The sequence below is a fragment of the Pseudomonas sp. HMSC067G02 genome (assembly GCF_001813485.1).
In the GTDB taxonomy this organism is placed as follows: domain Bacteria; phylum Pseudomonadota; class Gammaproteobacteria; order Pseudomonadales; family Pseudomonadaceae; genus Pseudomonas; species Pseudomonas aeruginosa.
On sequence record NZ_KV812672.1, the window covers coordinates 19,042 to 36,791 of the forward strand.

The 17,750-nt window shown below is 67.1% G+C and carries 17 protein-coding genes and 2 pseudogenes; 11 read left to right on the forward strand and 8 right to left on the reverse strand.

The features are described 5' to 3' along the window. The first annotated feature begins 103 nt into the window (after nucleotides 1–103). The 3 genes and pseudogenes from tse2 to HMPREF2914_RS32970 all read left to right on the forward strand — a co-directional run. Entirely contained in the window at nucleotides 104–580 is a 477-nt protein-coding gene (gene tse2 / locus HMPREF2914_RS13940) for a type VI secretion system effector Tse2 (RefSeq protein ID WP_003119469.1), read from the forward strand. A 9-nt stretch (nucleotides 581–589) separates the two neighbouring features. Further along, nucleotides 590–823 carry a type IV secretion system immunity protein Tsi2 gene (tsi2, locus tag HMPREF2914_RS13945; RefSeq protein ID WP_009313967.1) on the forward strand — a complete coding sequence of 78 codons (234 nt, stop codon included), beginning with the start codon at nucleotides 590–592 and terminating at the stop codon, nucleotides 821–823. Between the two features lie 131 nt (nucleotides 824–954). Continuing rightward, nucleotides 955–1,107, forward strand: a pseudogene (locus HMPREF2914_RS32970) (DUF6434 domain-containing protein); the annotation flags it as partial. Nucleotides 1,108–1,115: 8 nt separating this feature from the next. Here the strand turns inward: HMPREF2914_RS32970 and HMPREF2914_RS13950 are convergent. The 5 genes and pseudogenes from HMPREF2914_RS13950 to HMPREF2914_RS13970 all read right to left on the reverse strand — a co-directional run bounded on the left by HMPREF2914_RS13950 (nucleotide 1,116) and on the right by HMPREF2914_RS13970 (nucleotide 6,032). Beyond that, nucleotides 1,116–2,135: pseudogene (locus HMPREF2914_RS13950) on the reverse strand (AraC family transcriptional regulator). A 113-nt stretch (nucleotides 2,136–2,248) separates the two neighbouring features. Further along, nucleotides 2,249–3,430, reverse strand: a complete 1,182-nt coding sequence (locus HMPREF2914_RS13955) for a vWA domain-containing protein (RefSeq protein WP_003090569.1) — start codon at nucleotides 3,428–3,430, stop codon at nucleotides 2,249–2,251. 48 nt (nucleotides 3,431–3,478) lie between these two features. Beyond that, on the reverse strand, nucleotides 3,479–3,874 hold the full coding sequence (locus tag HMPREF2914_RS13960; protein ID WP_003131045.1) for a GFA family protein: 396 nt from the start codon (nucleotides 3,872–3,874) through the stop codon (nucleotides 3,479–3,481). A gap of 64 nt (nucleotides 3,875–3,938) precedes the next feature. Next, nucleotides 3,939–4,784 (reverse strand): AAA family ATPase, encoded by an 846-nt coding sequence (locus HMPREF2914_RS13965; protein WP_003090571.1) that lies wholly within the window; start codon nucleotides 4,782–4,784, stop codon nucleotides 3,939–3,941. Nucleotides 4,785–4,946: 162 nt separating this feature from the next. Further along, nucleotides 4,947–6,032, reverse strand: a complete 1,086-nt coding sequence (locus tag HMPREF2914_RS13970) for a DUF748 domain-containing protein (RefSeq protein ID WP_003090572.1) — start codon at nucleotides 6,030–6,032, stop codon at nucleotides 4,947–4,949. Between the two features lie 120 nt (nucleotides 6,033–6,152). On the opposite strand from HMPREF2914_RS13970, the gene cysK reads away from it, so the two are divergent. The 4 genes from cysK to HMPREF2914_RS13990 all read left to right on the forward strand — a co-directional run bounded on the left by cysK (nucleotide 6,153) and on the right by HMPREF2914_RS13990 (nucleotide 10,373). Further along, nucleotides 6,153–7,127, forward strand: a complete 975-nt coding sequence (cysK, locus tag HMPREF2914_RS13975; RefSeq protein WP_023091657.1) for a cysteine synthase A — start codon at nucleotides 6,153–6,155, stop codon at nucleotides 7,125–7,127. Between the two features lie 58 nt (nucleotides 7,128–7,185). After that, the gene (locus HMPREF2914_RS13980) at nucleotides 7,186–7,800 is read left to right on the forward strand and encodes a LysE family translocator (RefSeq protein WP_003090574.1); all 615 of its coding nucleotides are present in this window, start codon (nucleotides 7,186–7,188) and stop codon (nucleotides 7,798–7,800) included. 198 nt (nucleotides 7,801–7,998) lie between these two features. Then, a complete protein-coding gene (locus HMPREF2914_RS13985) occupies nucleotides 7,999–9,090 on the forward strand; it encodes a polyamine ABC transporter substrate-binding protein (protein WP_003090575.1) in 1,092 nt (363 codons plus the stop codon). A 419-nt stretch (nucleotides 9,091–9,509) separates the two neighbouring features. Then, nucleotides 9,510–10,373 carry a DMT family transporter gene (locus HMPREF2914_RS13990; RefSeq protein WP_003090576.1) on the forward strand — a complete coding sequence of 288 codons (864 nt, stop codon included), beginning with the start codon at nucleotides 9,510–9,512 and terminating at the stop codon, nucleotides 10,371–10,373. A gap of 47 nt (nucleotides 10,374–10,420) precedes the next feature. On the opposite strand, the gene HMPREF2914_RS13995 is transcribed toward HMPREF2914_RS13990, so the two are convergent. Further along, a complete protein-coding gene (locus HMPREF2914_RS13995) occupies nucleotides 10,421–10,900 on the reverse strand; it encodes a winged helix-turn-helix transcriptional regulator (protein WP_003090577.1) in 480 nt (159 codons plus the stop codon). A gap of 353 nt (nucleotides 10,901–11,253) precedes the next feature. On the opposite strand from HMPREF2914_RS13995, the gene HMPREF2914_RS14000 reads away from it, so the two are divergent. Beyond that, nucleotides 11,254–13,563 carry a molybdopterin oxidoreductase family protein gene (locus HMPREF2914_RS14000; protein WP_023091656.1) on the forward strand — a complete coding sequence of 770 codons (2,310 nt, stop codon included), beginning with the start codon at nucleotides 11,254–11,256 and terminating at the stop codon, nucleotides 13,561–13,563. Between the two features lie 16 nt (nucleotides 13,564–13,579). After that, entirely contained in the window at nucleotides 13,580–13,918 is a 339-nt protein-coding gene (fdxA, locus tag HMPREF2914_RS14005; RefSeq protein WP_003090580.1) for a ferredoxin FdxA, read from the forward strand. A 14-nt stretch (nucleotides 13,919–13,932) separates the two neighbouring features. Here fdxA and HMPREF2914_RS14010 read toward each other — a convergent pair whose 3' ends face one another. Then, a complete protein-coding gene (locus HMPREF2914_RS14010; protein WP_023091655.1) occupies nucleotides 13,933–15,168 on the reverse strand; it encodes an NADH:flavin oxidoreductase/NADH oxidase family protein in 1,236 nt (411 codons plus the stop codon). A gap of 126 nt (nucleotides 15,169–15,294) precedes the next feature. Next, the gene (locus tag HMPREF2914_RS14015; RefSeq protein ID WP_003116692.1) at nucleotides 15,295–16,125 is read right to left on the reverse strand and encodes an alpha/beta fold hydrolase; all 831 of its coding nucleotides are present in this window, start codon (nucleotides 16,123–16,125) and stop codon (nucleotides 15,295–15,297) included. A 233-nt stretch (nucleotides 16,126–16,358) separates the two neighbouring features. Between HMPREF2914_RS14015 and HMPREF2914_RS14020 the strand changes: the two genes are divergently transcribed. Both HMPREF2914_RS14020 and HMPREF2914_RS14025 read left to right on the forward strand, forming a co-directional pair. After that, on the forward strand, nucleotides 16,359–16,847 hold the full coding sequence (locus tag HMPREF2914_RS14020) for a MerR family transcriptional regulator (protein WP_023091654.1): 489 nt from the start codon (nucleotides 16,359–16,361) through the stop codon (nucleotides 16,845–16,847). 99 nt (nucleotides 16,848–16,946) lie between these two features. Beyond that, the gene (locus tag HMPREF2914_RS14025; RefSeq protein WP_023091653.1) at nucleotides 16,947–17,633 is read left to right on the forward strand and encodes a type 1 glutamine amidotransferase domain-containing protein; all 687 of its coding nucleotides are present in this window, start codon (nucleotides 16,947–16,949) and stop codon (nucleotides 17,631–17,633) included. The last annotated feature ends 117 nt before the right edge of the window (nucleotides 17,634–17,750 follow it).

The following is a 17,750-nucleotide window of genomic DNA, read 5'->3' on the forward strand; positions in this document are numbered from 1 at the left end:
TACGGCTGTTATCCTGCTCGGCGATGGCGCCACAAGGACGGTGGTCGGTAGCGATGCCGCGCACCCGCGGCGCCGCAAACGCAACCCACAGGGAAGTCCACGCATGTCCTACGACTACGAGAAAACCAGCCTCACCCTCTACCGGGCGGTATTCAAGGCCAACTACGACGGCGACGTCGGTCGCTACCTGCGTCCCGACAAGGAACTCGCCGAGGCTGCGGAAGTCGCCCCGCTGCTGCATCCGACCTTCGACAGCCCCAACACCCCTGGCGTCCCCGCCCGCGCGCCGGACATCGTCGCCGGCCGCGACGGCCTCTACGCCCCGGACACCGGCGGCACCTCGGTGTTCGACCGCGCCGGCGTGCTGCGCCGCGCCGACGGCGACTTCGTGATACCCGACGGCACCGACATCCCGCCGGACCTTAAGGTGAAACAGGACAGCTACAACAAGCGCCTGCAAGCCACCCACTACACCATCATGCCGGCCAAGCCGATGTACCGGGAGGTCCTCATGGGCCAACTGGACAACTTCGTGCGCAACGCCATCCGCCGCCAATGGGAAAAAGCCCGCGGGCTCTAGGAGTGAACCATGAACCTGAAACCCCAGACCCTGATGGTGGCGATCCAGTGCGTCGCCGCGCGCACCCGCGAACTCGACGCGCAGTTGCAGAACGACGACCCGCAGAACGCCGCTGAACTCGAACAGTTGCTGGTCGGCTACGACCTCGCCGCCGACGACCTGAAGAACGCCTACGAGCAAGCCCTGGGCCAATACAGCGGCCTGCCGCCCTATGACCGGCTGATCGAAGAGCCGGTGTCCTGACGGCCCGTGGGCGGGCCGTCGTTGGCCCGCCCGCTCCAGCGCGCGCAGAGAAACGACAGATGGTCTTCGGCTGGCACGGCGACACCATCACCCGCGACACCGCAGTGTGCCGCGACTAGCGCAACACCCAGGACGTACGGCGCTTCCTCGCCGGGCTGCGCGGCGCCGACTTCCGCTTCGATCGTGCCTTCATGGCCTGGATTGGCGACGGCGCGGCAAAATCCCTGGGTGAGGTGGCGGACGAACGGCGGCGGCGCCACGCCGACACCAGCCCCTCCGCCTGAGCGAGCGCTCAGGCGCGGAAATGGCTCGGCGGCTGGCCGCTCCAGCGCTGGAAGGCATGGCGCAGGCTGGCGGTCTCGCTGAAGCCGAGTTCCTCGGCGATCCGGTAGATCGGCATGTCGCCGCTCTGCAACAACTCCTTGGCGCGGGCGAAGCGCAACTCGTCGAGCAATTGCTGATAGCTGGTGCGCTGCTGCTGAAGGTGCCGGCGCAGGCTGCGCGACGAACAGTTCAGGCGCCTGGCCAGTTCCTCCAGGCCGGGCGGGTCCTGCAAGCGCTCGGCGAGGATCGCCCGGACCTTGTCCAGCCAGGCACGACGCGCGGCCAGGTCGATGTTCTGCCGCCGGCACTGTTCCAGCATCTCCCGGTGGGTCACCGGGTCGGCCAGCGGCAACGGGCGCTCCAGCCATTCGGCGGCGAAGCCGATGGCGCTGCGCTCGCGTTCGAAGTGCAACTCGCAGGCGAAACCCTCGGCGTAGGCCCGCGCCATCGCCTCGTCGCCGGCATAGTCGAAGGCCGCTTCCAGCAAGGGCAGCGGCTGGCCGAGCAGGTCGGCGCAGGTGACCTTCAACGAGCCCAGGCAAAGCTCGGTGTTGAATGGCCGCAGCGCCTCGTCCTCGCCGTAACCGGTGGCCACCAGCCAGGCGCGGCCGTCGGCGACCTCCAGCGACAGGTGGAAGTAGGTGCCGAGCAAGACCGGATAGCTGAGGCCGATGCGCAGCGCCTCGCCGAGGGTCGGCGCGGAGAGCAGCGCTTAGCCGAGCAGGCCGTAGGCGGAAATCCGCGTGCGCAGCCCCAGGCGCAGGCCGAGGGCCGGCTCGTCGCTGAGCCGGCAGGCGTTGGCGAACACCTGCTGCTCCTGCCAGGGGCTGATCAGGCGCCGCAGGTCGAGCAGGTCGGCGGGGGTGATGCCACTGCCTTCGAGCAGTTGCTCGCGGGCGAACCCTTCCTTCTCCAGCAGCGAGAGAGTGAGGGTCGACATGTGCAGCGAGTTGAGCCAGGTGGCGCGGGAGAAGGTCGAATCGATCATGGCGTGCCCATCGTTACCGGTGGCCGCGCCGCGCTGTTACCGCGCGGACGGGATACACAGGGTAGGCAAGTTGCGTGCCGCCGCGCCTGTCGCCGGTCCCGCAGGCAGTTGGCTCAACCACGCGAGAGGAAGCGCATACCCTCCTCCAGGCCGCTCAGGGTCAACGGATACATCTGTTCCTTGACCAGTTCGCGGACCAGGCCGGTGGACGCCGTGTAGTTCCAGGTGTCCTTCGGATAGGGGTTGATCCAGATGAGCTTCTTGTACTTCTCCATGAAGCGCTGCATCCAGACGTAACCGGCTTCCTCGTTCCAGTGCTCGACGCTGCCGCCGGCCTGGGTGATTTCGTAGGGCGCCATCGCCGCGTCGCCGACGAACACCACCTTGTAGTCCGGACCGTACTTGTGCAGCAGGTCGAAGGTGGCGGTGCGTTCGCTGCTGCGGCGCAGGTTGTTCTTCCACACCGACTCGTAGATGAAGTTGTGGAAGTAGAAATACTCCAGGTGCTTGAACTCGGTCTTGCAGGCCGAGAACAGCTCCTCGCAGACCTTGACGTGGGCGTCCATCGAGCCGCCGATGTCCAGCAGCAGCAACAGCTTCACCGTGTTGCGCCGCTCCGGGCGCATCTGGATGTTGAGCAGCCCGGCGTCCTTCGCGGTGTGGTCGATGGTGCCGTCGATGTCCAGCTCCTCCGCCGCGCCCTCGCGGGCGAACTTGCGCAGGCGCCGCAGGGCGATCTTGATGTTGCGCGTACCCAGTTCGACCTGGTCGTCGAGGTTCTTGTATTCGCGCTGGTCCCAGACCTTGGCCGCCTTGCCCTGGCGCTTGCCGGCGTCGCCGACGCGGACGCCCTCCGGGTTGAAGCCGCCGGAGCCGAACGGACTGGTACCGCCGGTACCGATCCACTTGTTACCGCCGGCATGGCGCTCCTTCTGTTCCTCGAGGCGTTTCTTGAACTCCTCGATCAGCTTGTCCAGGCCGCCGAGGGACTGGATCTGCGCCTTTTCCTCGTCGGTCAACAGGCGCTCGAATTCCTTGCGCAGCCATTCCTCGGGGATCAGCGCCTTGAGGTGGTCGTCGAGCTTCTCCAGGCCCTTGAAGTAGGCGCCGAAGGCCCGGTCGAACTTGTCGAAGTGGCGCTCGTCCTTGACCATGATGGTGCGCGCCAGGTAGTAGAACTCGTCCATGTCGGCGAACACCACGCGGTGCTTCAGGGCGTCGATCAGGTCGAGCAGCTCGCGCACCGACACCGGCACCTTGGCTGCGCGCATTTCGTTGAACAGGTTGAGCAGCATGGCTGCGACCTCGTCTGTTGTCCGTTGATCCCGGCGCGCGAGCGCCGGTCAGTATTGGTGTTCCTGCGGCAGGTCGTCGGCGATGACGTACCAGTCGGCTTTCGAACCCACGTAGATGTGGCGCTGCGCTACCGATGGCAGCGGCGAGTCGAGGGTGCCGAGGGCGATAGAGGTGTACGTCGGGTCCTCGTTGCCGCCAAGCCACTGCAGGTTCGATCCGCAGTGGCGGCAGAAGGTACGGGTGACGCCTGGCGACGAGTGGTATTCGGCCACCGCGTCCGCCCCGGCGACATAGCGGAACGCCTCGCGACGCACCTTGCCGTAGGTGGCGAACGCCGCGCCGTGGGCCTTGCGGCACTGGCTGCAATGACAATGGCTGGCCGATTCAATGGGCGCGTCGATCTCGTAACGTACCGCGCCGCACAGGCAACTTCCGCTGAGCATGGGATGTTCCTCCGCTGTCTGGCGTGCCGCCCCGCGGCCCTTTCCCCGGAAAGGGCCGCCGCACTCAGCGGCTGGCGCGGCGGCTCATGAACGCCAGGCGCTCGAGAAGCTGCACGTCCTGCTCGTTCTTCACCAGGGCGCCGGCCAGCGGCGGGATCGCCTTCGTCGGATCGCGTTCGCGCAGCACCGCTTCGCCGATCTCGTCGGCCATCAGCAGCTTCAGCCAGTCGACCAGCTCGGAAGTCGAAGGTTTCTTTTTCAGGCCGGGCACCTTGCGCACGTCGAAGAAGATGTCCAGCGCCTCGCTGACCAGAGACTGCTTGATGTTCGGGTAGTGCACGTCGACGATCTTCTGCAACGTCTCGCGGTCGGGGAAGGCGATGTAATGGAAGAAGCAGCGGCGCAGGAAGGCGTCGGGCAGTTCCTTCTCGTTGTTCGAGGTGATGATGATGATCGGGCGCTGCTTCGCCTTGATGGTTTCGTTGGTCTCGTAGACGTAGAACTCCATCTTGTCGAGTTCCTGCAACAGGTCGTTGGGGAACTCGATGTCGGCCTTGTCGATCTCGTCGATCAGCAGGATCACCCTCTCCTCGGCCTCGAAGGCCTCCCAGAGCTTGCCCTTCTTGATGTAGTTGCGCACGTCGTGAACCTTGTCCACGCCCAGCTGCGAATCGCGCAGGCGGCTTACCGCATCGTACTCGTAGAGGCCCTGGTGGGCCTTGGTGGTGGACTTGATGTGCCAGGTGATCAGCTTGGCGCCGAAGGACTCGGCCAACTGCTCGGCGAGCATGGTCTTGCCGGTGCCCGGTTCGCCCTTCACCAGCAGCGGCCGCTGCAGGGTGATGGCGGCGTTGACCGCGAGCTTGAGGTCGTCGGTGGCGACGTAGGACTGGGTGCCTTCGAACTTCATCAGGAAATCCTCGAACGGTAACGCCCTGGCTGGAAAACCGGGCAGTTCAGTATTGTTTGAAAACCCGACTATAACGCGGGGACAAGCGCACTGTGAACGCAGACGGGTCATTCAGTCACTGAATGCCCGGCCACCTCGCGACCCGCCGTTCCGCCCGCGTCTTCAGCCGTCGTCGTCGCGCGTCGCCGGGGAACGCTCGAAACGAGCGTTGAACGCCTCGACGAACGCGTTGCGGAGAATCCCGAGGAACGCCTGGAACGCGCTGACGTCCCGCTGGTGGATATTACCGCTCAGGCTCACACGGGTTGCGAACTGGTCTTTGCGCTGGTTCTTCAGCACCGTCTCGCCCCCGCCGACCAGCGCCTCCCACACCGAGCGGAACAGGTTCTTGTCGCCATCCTCCACGTCCTGCCGCCAGTTGAACACGTCCACGTCGCGCAGCAGCGGCTTGATGTAGCCATCCAACTGGCCGCGCTTAGCCTGGGCCTCCAGCACCAGGTCGCCGGTGCCGGCATTGAAGTCGAACTTGCCATAGGCGCTGGCGAAGTCGTTGAGCCGCTTCAGCTCGACCCGGGTGACCCGCAGGCGCAGGTCGAAGTCCTCGAAGTCGCTCAGCGGGTCGAAATGCGCCGCCACTTCCAGCGGCGCCTGGCCGAGTATCCGCGCCGTGCCTTCGAGACGCGCCGGCCGCTCGCCCCGGGCGTCGGCCACGTTGGTCAGGTTATAGATGCTGGCGTTGAGCGCCGAGGCGTGCAGGTTTACCGGCGGCTTCGAAGTGAAGTTGCGGAAACGCAGGGTGCCGTCCACCACCCGCACCTCGTTGAGGGTGATCGGCAGCAGCTTGTCCAGTTGCTCGCGCCAGTCGGTGCCGGCACCGGTCTGCGAGGCGTCGCGGTCGCCGCCGGCATCGACGAAGTTGAGCTGCGGACGCTCGAAGACCACCCGCGCCACTACTGCGTGATCATCCCAGAGCGCCTGCCAGCTCACCGACAGGTCGATGCTCGGCGCGTCGAGGAACGGCACCGGCACCTTGCCGTTGTCCTTGACGATGCTCAGCCCGTCGATCCGATACGCGCCGCGCCAGAGCGCCAGGTCGACGTCGGCGATGTGCCCACGGTAGTCGCCCATGTCGGCCAGCTTGCCGTTCAGGTAGTCGCGCACCAGGTACGGCAGCGCCAGGTGCAGCGCCAGCAACAACAGAAGCAGCGCCGCCAGGCTGCCCAGGGGAATGGCATAGCGTTTCTTCATCGGTACGGCCCTCCTGGACAGTGGACACGCGCGGCGCGCCGCTGGTTCGAACGCGTCTGGACGCGCGGGCGGGGGCGGAATAGGCTGATTGATCTTTCTCCATGCGACAAGGACACCATCATGAGCCGCATCTTCGCAGACAACGCGCAGTCCATCGGCAACACGCCGCTGGTCCAGATCAACCGCATCGCCCCGCGCGGCGTCACCATCCTGGCCAAGATCGAAGGGCGCAACCCCGGCTATTCGGTGAAGTGCCGGATCGGCGCGAACATGATCTGGGATGCCGAAGCCAGCGGCAGACTGAAGTCCGGCATGACCCTGGTCGAGCCGACCTCCGGCAACACCGGCATCGGCCTCGCCTTCGTCGCCGCCGCGCGTGGCTACAAACTGATCCTGACCATGCCGGCGTCGATGAGCCTGGAGCGACGCAAGGTGCTCAAGGCGCTGGGCGCGGAGCTGGTCCTGACCGAACCGGCGAAGGGCATGAAGGGTGCGATCCAGAAGGCCGAGGAACTGGTCGCGGGGGATCCCGGGAAGTACTTCATGCCGCAGCAGTTCGACAACCCGGCCAACCCGGCGATCCATGAGAAGACCACCGGCCCGGAGATCTGGAACGATACCGAGGGCGCGGTGGACGTGCTGGTTTCCGGGGTCGGCACCGGCGGCACCCTCACCGGCGTCTCGCGCTACATCAAGAACACCCGGGGCAAGCCGATCCTCGCCGTGGCGGTGGAGCCGGTGACCTCGCCGGTGATCAGCCAGACCCTCGCCGGCGAGGAGGTCAAGCCCGCCCCGCACAAGATCCAGGGCATCGGCGCCGGCTTCGTGCCGAAGAACCTCGACCTGTCGCTGGTCGACCGGGTCGAGAAGATCGGCGACGACGAAGCGAAGAGCATGGCGCTGCGCCTGATGCAGGAAGAAGGCATCCTCTGCGGCATCTCCTCCGGCGCGGCGATGGCCGCCGCGGTGCGCCTGGCCGAGGAGCCGAACATGCAGGGCAAGACCATCGTGGTGATCCTCCCCGATTCCGGCGAGCGCTATCTTTCGAGCATGCTCTTCGACGGCCTGTTCAGCGAACAGGAACTGACCCAGTAACCACCGACCCGCGGCGCCGCAGCGAACCGGCGCCGCCTTGCGCCAGGCGTATCGAATCATGCTGGAAACCTCGCTCTTCGTAGCCACCCTCGCCACCCTGGGCATGCTCTCGCCCGGCCCGGACTTCTTCCTGATCATCCGCAACGCGGCGCGCTACCAGCGCTCGGCGGCGATGATGACCTCGCTGGGGGTGATCCTCGGCGTGGCCACCCACATGGCCTACTGCGTCGCCGGCCTGGCGGTGCTGATCACCACCACGCCGTGGCTGTTCAACGCGCTGAAGTACACCGGCGCGGTCTACCTGATCTGGATCGGCATCCAGGCCCTGCGCTCGCGCGGCGGCGGCACGCTCGACCTGGCGGTCGGCGGCGTGCAGCGCGTCGGCCACTGGAGCGCGTTCCTCCAGGGCTACCTGTGCAACCTGCTCAACCCCAAGGCCACGCTGTTCTTCCTCGCCGTGTTCACCCAGGTGCTGAGCCTGGACTCCAGCTTCGCCGAGAAGCTCTGGTACGCCGGCATCATCGTCGGCCTCGCCGCACTCTGGTGGCCGCTGCTGGTGGTGCTGATCCAGAGCGCGGTGGTGCGCCGCGGCCTGGCCAGGGCCCAGGGGGTGGTGGACAAGCTGCTCGGCGGCCTGCTGATCGCCCTCGGGGTCAAGGTCGCCCTGAGTTGAGGCAGGCGGGCGGAGCGACGCCCCGCTGCGGTGCCGGCGCCTGTCTGCGGGCCCGCAGGTAAAAGCCGCCCCTTTCCTCGCTTCCGGCAACGCGGGATAAAACCCGGGTGCCGGCCAGCGTTGCCGGCGCCCCCTGAGCGCCGGCGGCGAACCAGTCCGTCGCCGACGTTGTCGTCAGCCGACAGGACACCTACAACAATGAAGACCCGCATCGCTTCCCTCACCCTCCTCGCCCTCGCTTGCGGCAGCGGCGCAACCCTCGCCGCGGACAACCTGAAGATCTACAACTGGTCCGAATACATCGCTCCCGAAACCGTGGCGAACTTCGCCAAGGAAACCGGCATCCAGGCCACCTACGACGTCTACGACAGCAACGAGACCCTCGACGGCAAGCTGATGACCGGCCAATCCGGCTACGACGTGGTATTCCCGTCGAACCACTTCATGGCCAAGCAGATCCAGGCCGGCGCCCTGAAGAAGCTGGACAAGTCCCAGCTGCCCAACTGGAAGAACCTCAACCCGGTGCTGCTCAAGGCCCTGGAGGTCAACGATCCGGGCAACCAGTACGGCTTCCCCTACCTCTGGGGCACCACCGGCATCGGCTACAACCCGGCGAAGATCAAGGCGGTGCTCGGCGACGACGCGCCGCTGGACTCCTGGGATATCTTCTTCAAGCCCGAATACATGCAGAAACTGAGCAAGTGCGGGGTGGCGGTGCTGGACAACGGCCCCGAGCTGCTGCCCATCACCCTCAACTACCTCGGCCTGCCACACCACAGCCAGAAGGCCGACGACTACAAGCAGGCCCAGGCGGCGCTGCTGAAGGTGCGCCCGTACATCCGCTACTTCCACTCCTCGAAGTACGTCAGCGACCTGGCCAACGGCGAGATCTGCATGGTGGTCGGTTTCTCCGGCGACATCCTGCAGGCCGCGACCCGCGCCAAGGAGGCCAACAACGGCGTGGAAGTGCGCTACTCGACGCCGAAGGAAGGCTCGCCGCTGTGGTTCGACATGGTCTCGATGCCGGTCGATGCGCCCGACGAGAAGGCCGGCTACGCCTTCATGAACTACCTGCTGCGTCCCGAGGTGATGGCCGCGATCAGCAACCATGTGCACTACGCCAACGGCAACCTGGCCGCCGACCCGCTGGTGGACGCCGAGATCAAGGCCGACCCGGCGATCTACCCGCCGCAGGAGAAGATGGCCAAGCTGTTCGCCCTGGAATCCATGCCGCAGAAGATCGACCGCGTGCGCACGCGCACCTGGAACACGGTGAAGACCGGCAAGTGAAGCCCGGCGCCGGCCCGGTTTGTCGCCGGGCTGGCGTTTTAGCGCAAGGCTCGCCCACAGGCTCGTCAAATCCCGGACGGCCCGCTATAGTCCCTCTCGTTGTCTTCATCGACCGGATAGCCTCCATGAACCAGCGCTCGCACAGCTCGCTCCCCGCCCTTCCGGTAGCCACCGGCGAGGTCGGCGCGCTCCAGCCGTGCGCCAGCCTGGGCTGCGTTTCCCCTCCTGTAGTCGCCTCGCCTCCGCCTCCCCCTCCCGGTTCGGCCGCCTGCCCGCCGCCGGGCGTCAGTCCCTGACGAGCGCGGTAGCGCCCCAACTCTCTTCCACAGCCCGCCGCAAGCAGCGCCATCCGCTGCCGAGGCGTGCCGTCCGCCGCCGGCCCGAGCCCGCGGCATGCCCGACTACAAGGTGGCAGATCCATGTTTGCACTGAACAAATCCGCACTGGCCGGCCTGGCCAGCACCAGCCTCTTCGTCCTGCTCTGGAGCAGCGGGGCCATCGCCTCGAAATGGGGCCTGGCGCATTCCTCGCCGTTCGCCTTCCTGGTGTTCCGCTTCGGCATCGCCCTCGCCTGCCTGCTGCCGCTCGCCCCGCTGCTCAGGCTGCGCACGCCGCGCAGCGCGCGTGAGCGCGGCAAGGCCCTGCTCACCGGCCTGGTGATGCTGGGGATCTATCCGATCTTCTATATCTTCTCGCTGAAGCTGCAGGTCACTCCCGGCATGATGGCGACCATCCTCGGCGTGCAACCGATCCTCACCGCCGTCATCCTCGAACGCCGGCAGTCGCCGGCGCGCCTGTTCGGGCTGCTGCTGGGCCTGGCCGGCCTGGTGCTGGTGGTCTACCAGGGCATCGGTCTGGCCGGGATGTCCACGGCCGGCATCCTCTGCGCACTGCTGGCGCTGGCCGGCGTCACCGGCGGCTCGATCATGCAGAAGGGCATCCGCGAGAACCCGCTGGGCACCCTGCCCCTGCAGTACCTCGCCGGCCTCGGCCTGTGCCTGGCGTTCGTGCCCTTCCAGCCGTTCGAGTTCGAATGGAACGCCGGCTTCCTGGTCCCCGCGCTGTGGATGGGCGTAGTGGTCTCGGTGGGCGCGACCCTGCTGCTCTACCGGCTGATCGCCCAGGGCAACCTGGTCAACGTCACCAGCCTGTTCTACCTGGTGCCGGCGGTGACCGCGATCATGGACTTCATGGTCTTCGGCAACCGCCTCGGCTGGCTCAGCCTGCTGGGCATGGGGCTGATCGTGGTGGGTCTGATGTTCGTCTTCCGCAAGGCCGGCTGAGCGAACCGAGCGGGTCGCGGCCCGCCCATGGCAGAGCGCGCGCGGATTCAGTTCTGCGCGAGCTTGCCAGCCATCGCCGCGAACCCCGGCCCCGGCACCGCCGTCACATCGCGCGACCCCACCGGCTCGCCGCACTCCGGGCAGACCATGGTCGGCCGGAACTTGTGGCCACAGGCCTTGTGCACGTACTCCACCGGAGCGCCGCGGCCCTCGTCGAGCCAGCGGTCGCCCCAATTGGCCAGGGCCAGCAGCACCGGATGCAGGTCGTGGCCCATCTCGGTGAGGCGGTATTCGTAGCGCGGCGGTCGCTCCTGGTAAGGCACCTTCTTCAGCGCGCCCGCCTCCACCAGCCGGCTCAGGCGGTCGGCCAGTACCTGACGGGTGACCCCGAGGCTGGCCTGGAACTCATCGAAGCGGCGCATGCCGAGAAAGCAGTTGCGCAGGATCAGCAGCGTCCAGCGGTCGCCGAGGATCGCCAGGCTGCGCGCCATCGAACAGGGCGTTTCGCCGACTTCTTGCCATTTCATGGGGTTCTCCCGGAAAAACCTCCGTTCATTCTAGGGGGCCGCTTCGGAGCTTGACCAGTTCCAAATTGGAACTTAGTATCCGGCCGAAAAGGTCATGGACCCGGCGCGCTCCTGGCAGGATCGGACAAACCAGCACTACGGACGGGTCCCATATCAGTGTCCGCGTAGTAAGTTCCAATTCGGAACTGTAGAAGCGTCGAGCATGAGAGGGAAAGGCCGATACGACGGGGTTCCGTGTGCCGCCCGCGCGTCGTCCTTGCAGCACAGCGTCAGGCAGTCCCGAAAGAACGAAGCCCGCACGGCTGGGGTGCGCCCCAGGTTGCGCCGGCAACGACAACAACGAGGAACACACCGTGACTACGCCGTCCCCGCAATGGAAGAAGACCGCCTGTATCCTCTGCAGCCTCAACTGCGGGCTGGAAGTGCAGACCGAGAATGGCCGCATCAGCAAGATCCGCGGCGATGACGACCACCCCGCCTCGCAGGGCTACGTCTGCGAGAAATCGCAGCGCATGGACTACTACCAGAACGGCGCCGACCGCCTGGACACGCCGATGCGCCGGCGCCCCGATGGCAGCTACGAAGCCATCGACTGGGACACGGCGATCCGCGAGGTGGCGGAGAAGTTCCTCGCCATCAAGCGCAGGCATGGCGGCGAAAGCATCCTCTACTACGGCGGCGGCGCGCAGGGCAACCACCTCGGCGGCGCCTACGGCGACAGCACGCTGAAGGCCCTCGGGGTGAAGTACCGCTCCAACGCCCTGGCCCAGGAAAAGACCGGCGAGTTCTGGGTCCAGGGCAAGATGTTCGGTACCGGCGTGCACGGCGACTTCGAGCATTGCGAGGTGGCCATCCTGATCGGCAAGAATCCCTGGCAATCCCATGGTTTCGCCCGCGCCCGCGTGCTGCTCAACGCCATGGCCAAGGACCCCGCGCGCTCGATCATCGTGATCGACCCGCGCCTGAGCGAAACCGCCGCCCTGGCCGACTTCCACCTGCAGATCCGTCCGGGCACCGACGCCTGGTGCCTGGCGGCGCTGGTCGGGATCATCGTCCAGGACGGGATGCTGGCGCGCGACTGGCTGGCCGAGCACACCAGCGGCTACGAGCACATCGTCGACGAACTGAACGCCATCCCGGTGGCCTACTGCGCCGAGACCTGCGGGGTGGCGGAAGACAAGCTGCGCGCCGCCGCCCGGCGGATCGCCAGCGCCAGCAGCGTATCGGCGCTGGAAGACCTGGGCATGCAGATGAACCTGCACTCGACCCTCGGCAGCTACCTGCAACGCCTGGTCTGGTTGCTCACCGGCCATTACGGGCGCCCCGGCACCAGCAACGCCTTCGTGCCCTTCCTCTCGCTGTCCAAGGCCAGCAAGGGCGATACCTCGATGGGCAAGAAGGGCGCGCCACGCGTCGAGAAGCGCAGCCCGGTGGCCAATGCCAAGATCATCATCGGCCTGATTCCCTGCAACGTGATTCCAGAGGAAATCCTCACCGACCATCCCAAGCGCTATCGCGCCATGCTGGTGGAGACCGGCAACCCGCTGCATTCGCTGGCCGATAGCCAGCGCATGCGCGAAGCCATGCGCGCCCTGGAGCTGTCGGTGGTGATCGACGTGGCCATGACCGAGACCGCGCGCCACGCCGACTATGTGTTGCCGGCGGCGAGCCAGTTCGAAAAGGCCGAGGCGACCTTCTTCAACCTGGAATTCCCGCGCAACGCCTTCCATCTGCGCGCGCCGCTGTTCCCGGCGCGCCCCGGCACCCTGCCGGAAGCGGAGATCCACGCCCGCCTGCTGGAAGCCATGGGCGTGCTCGGCGAGAAAGACTACCGGCCGTTGCGCCTGGCCCTGAAGCTCGGGCGCAAGGCGTTCTCGGCGGCTTTCCTCGCCGCCGCGGCGACCCGCCCCAAGGTCATGAAATACGCGCCGGTCCTGCTCTACCGTACCCTCGGCCCGACCCTGCCCGCCGGCATGGAAGCGGCCGCGGCGATCTGGGGCATCTGCCAACTGCACGTGCTGAACAACCGCAAGACCGCTGCCCGCGCCGGCTTCGACGGCTTGCCGCCGCTGGCCGCCGACCGCCTGTTCCAGGCCATGCTCGACAACCCGTCCGGGGTGGTCTTCGCCGAAACCACCTACGCCGAAAGCTGGCAGGCCGTCGCCCGTCCCGAACAGCGGATCAACCTGCACATCCCCGAACTGTTGCCGGAACTGGCCAAGCTCGCCCACAGCGCGCCACCCCACGATCCGGCCTACCCGTTCATCCTCGCCGCCGGCGAGCGGCGCAGCGACACCAGCAATACCGCCGTGCGCGACACCGGCTGGCACCGCCGCGGGCGCTACGGCACCCTGCGCATCAGCCCGCAGGACGCCGAGGCGCTGGGCTGCGCCGACGGCGAGGTGCTGCGCGTGGTGACCCGCCGCGGCGACGTCGAGGCGGAAGTGGAGATCAGCGACATGATGCAGCCGGGCAATATTTCCCTGCCCAACGGCCAGGGCCTGGACTACCGCAACGCCGAGGGCGAGGTGGTGCGCCGGGGCGTGGCGCCCAACGAGGTGACCGACTGCACCCAGCGCGACTTCCTCGCCGGCACGCCCTGGCACAAGTACGTGCCGGCGCGCCTGGAACGGCTGGCGACGCCCGCCGCTACGAACGCCTGAGCCAGGGAGGACGATCATGACCTTCGTCGTGCTGGAAGAATGCATCCGCTGCAAACACACCGACTGCGTGGAAGTCTGTCCCGTGGACTGCTTCTACGAAGGCCCCAACTTCCTCGTCATCCACCCCGATGAATGCATCGACTGCGCGCTCTGCGAGCCGGAATGCCCGGTCGCCGCGATTCGCGCCGAGGACGAGGTGCCGCTCGGGCAACGGCAGTTCATCGCCCTCAATGGCGAACTCGCCGCGCATCCCAACTGGACGCAGATCACCCGCAAGAAGCCGGCGCCCGACGACCACGACGCCTGGTTCGGCCTGCCGGGCAAGCTGGCCGAACTCGACCGCAACGGCGCCTGAGGCGCTGACGGTGCTCAGGCTTCGGCGCGCGAACGCATGAGCCGCCGGTAACGGCGGGTCTGCAGGAGCGCGCCGGCCTGCTGCGCGAGCAACGCGCACAGCGGCGACACCCGTGGGTTGGTCGCCCTGCCCCGGCTCAGCTTGCGCAGCTGGAACTTCACCGCGGCCATGTTCGCCAGCGAGGCCAGGGGTTTGTTCTTCCAGGTTATCGGCCGCAACTGCGGCGCCGAGTCCTTGCCGGCGCGCCAGTCGCGCGGCAGGTTCGGCTCGATCGCCAGCGCCGTGCCGATGCCGACCATGTCCACCCCGCTAGCCAGCACCTGCTCGGCCACCGGCCGCCGGCGGATGCCGCCCGTGACCATTACCGGCATCCGCGCCGCCGCGCGGATGTCGCGGGCGAACTCGACGAAGTAGGCCTCGCGGGCCAGGGTCCGCCCGTCGCGCGCTTCGCCCTGCATGGCCGGCGCCTCGTAGCTGCCGCCCGACAGCTCGACCAGGTCGACGCCCAGGCCATCGAGCATCCGTACCACCTCGCGGGCATCGTCGGCGCTGAAGCCGCCGCGCTGGAAATCGGCGGAATTCAGCTTCACCGCCACCGCGAAGCCAGGGGCAACCTCGGCGCGCACCGCCCGGACGATCTCCAGCAGCAGGCGCGCGCGATTCTCCAGGGAGCCGCCCCAGGCGTCGCTGCGGCGGTTGCTCAGCGGCGAGAGGAACTGGCTGAGCAGGTAACCGTGGGCGGCATGGATCTCCACCCCGCTGAAGCCGGCCCGCTCGGCCAGGACGGCGCTGCGGGCGAACCGCTGGATCACCTCGGCGATCATCGCCTCGTCCATCGCCTTCGGCGTAGCGAAGTGCCTGGACATCCCGCCCAGTTCCAGCGGCACCGCCGAGGGCGCCCAGGCCTGCTGGCCGAGATTGGCCTGCATCTGCCGGCCGGGATGGTTGATCTGCAACCAGAACTGCGCGCCGGCGGAACGCCCGATGCGCGCCCAGCGGCGGAATTTCTCCAGTTGCGCGTCGTTTTCCAGGACCACCCCGCCGGGGCCGGTCATGGCACGGCTGTCGACCATCACGTTACCGCTGATCAGCAGCCCGGCGCCGCCGTCGGCCCAGGCCTGGTAGAGGCGCATCAGGCGTTCGGAGGGGGCCTGCGCGGCATCGGCCATGTTCTCCTCCATGGCGGCCTTGGCGAGGCGATTGAGAATGGTCGAGCCGTTGGGAAGCGTCAGCGTGTCGAACAGGTTCATGGGCCTACCTCATGAGGACAGTGGCCCGACGATAAGATTGAAGTCGACTTCAAGGTCAACGCTTTTTTTTCCGCGCCGCCCGGGCCCCGACCGGGTGCCGGGAGCGCGCCCCGGCACCCGGCGCGCTCAGCCGCGGATGAAGGCCAGCAGGTCGGCGTTGATCACCTCGGCCTGGGTGGTCGGCATGCCGTGCGGGAACCCCGGATAGATCTTCAGCGTGCCGTTGCGCAACAGCTTCGCCGAGAGTACGCCGGAATTCTCGTAGGGCACGATCTGGTCGTCGTCGCCATGCATCACCAGCACCGGGATGTCGATGCGCTTCAGGTCATCGCTGAAGTCGGTCTGGGAAAAGGCCACGATCCCATCGTAGTGGGCCTTGGCGCCGCCCATCATGCCCTGCCGCCACCAGTTGCGGACGATCCCTTCCGAGGGCTGCGCCCCGGGACGGTTGTAGCCATAGAACGGGCCGGCGGGAATGTCCTGGTAGAACTGCGCGCGATTGGCCGCGAGCTGCGCCTGGAGATCGTCGAAGACGCTCTTCGGCAGGCCGCCCGGATTGCCCTCGGTCTTCACCATCAGCGGCGGCACCGCGCTGATGATCGCCGCCTTCGGCACCGGGTCGTCGGGATAGCGGGCGATGTAGTGGACGACCTCGCCGCCGCCGGTGGAATGGCCGACATGGATCGCCCCGCGCACCCCGAGGCGCTCGACCACCGCCGCCACGTCGTCGGCGTAGTGGTCCATGTCATGGCCGTCCCAGACCTGGCTGGAGCGACCGTGGCCACGGCGGTCGTGAGCCACTACGCGAAAGCCCTCGGCGAGGAAGAACAGCATCTGCGCATCCCAGTCGTCGGAACTCAGTGGCCAGCCATGATGGAAGTAGATCACCTGGGCGTCGCGCGGCCCCCAGTCCTTGTAGAAGAGTTCGACGCCATCCTTCGTTGTCACGTAACCCATGTCGCTTCTCCCGATCGGTGTGGATGCAGGCAACGGCGCCACCCTGCGGCCGCCGTACCCCTGTGTAGAGTAGAAAGCCGCCTGCGTTGCGCCGCCTGGACGAGGAAAACGCGACCGGCGGTAGCGCCCATGCGGCCTGGCGAACCCGTCGATGGAGGCGAGTTCGTCGCCCGGCCGTGAAACCACCCTAGGCTTGAAGTAGGCTTGAAGGTCAACGCGTTTCGAGGTGCGACATGAAAATCGGCGAACTGGCCAAGCTCACCGGCCTGGCGACATCGCGCATCCGCTTCTATGAGGCCAGCGGCCTGATCCGCTCGCAGCGCAAGGCCAACGGCTACCGCGACTACGCGGCAGATACCGTGTGGATCCTGGAGTTGGTCACCGGCGCCCAGGGCGCCGGCTTCTCCCTGGAGGAGATCGCTCGCCTGCTGCCGAGCGGCGATGGCGCCTGGCAGCACGGCGAGCTGCTCGAAGGCTTGCGCCGCAAGGTGGCCGAGATCGAGGCCCTGCAACGACGCCTGGAACAGAACAAGGCACAATTGCTGGTGGCCATCGAAAGCATCGAGAACAAGCCGGACGGTCTGCAGTGCACGGAAAACACCCAGCGCGTGCTGGAGCGCCTGCGCGAGGAAGGCCCTCCACAGACGGTCGGGCGTCTACGGCAAACCCGCTCGCGGAGGGCCTCTTCCACGCCGGCGGAGCAGCGGCTTTCCGACGCTTGACCTTGAAGTCGACTTGAATCTTAGAGTGACGCCAACCCACCCGGACAGCCTGCCGAAACCGGCTGCCGAAGGGATCACTCACCGAGGAAGGTCAACGCAATGACCAAGCGCATCCTGCACGTCGTCACCAACGTCGCCCACTATGCCGATCCGACCCAGCCCACCGGGCTGTGGCTGTCGGAGTTGACCCATGCCTACGAGACCTTCGCCGCCCGGGGCTACCAGCAACGCCTGGTCAGCCCCCGCGGCGGCGAGTCGCCGCTGGAGCCGCGCGCCCTCGGCTGGCCCCACGCCGACGCCAGCGCCAAGGCCTGGCTGGCCGACGAGGCACGCCTGGCGCTGCTGGCCGACACCGCCGCTCCCGAGCAGGTCGACGCGGAGGCCTTCGACGCCATCTATTTCACCGGCGGCCACGGCGTGATGTGGGACTTCCCCGACGACGCCGGGCTGCAGCGCCTGACCCGCGAGATCTACCAGCGCGGCGGCATCGTCTCGTCGGTCTGCCACGGCTATTGCGGCCTGCTCAACACACGCCTGGACGATGGCCGCCTGCTGGTCGCCGGGCGCCGCCTCACCGGCTACTCCTGGATCGAGGAAGTGCTCGCCGGGGTCGCCCGCAAGGTGCCGTACAACGTCGAGGAAGAAATGAAACGACGCGGCGCGCTCTACGAAAGAAGCCTGCTGCCGTTCACCAGCAAGGTGGTGGTCGACGGCCGCCTGGTCACCGGGCAGAACCCGCAGTCGGCCAAGGCCACGGCCGAGCAGGTGGCCGCCCTGCTCGGCTGAACGCGGCGTGTCAGTCCTGCGCGCGCCTCATCTGGAAGTCGTGGCGCCGCTTGCCGATGAAGAACGACATCTGCATCGTGCCGTCGGCCAGGGGCCGCAGGATCGTCGCAGTGCTGG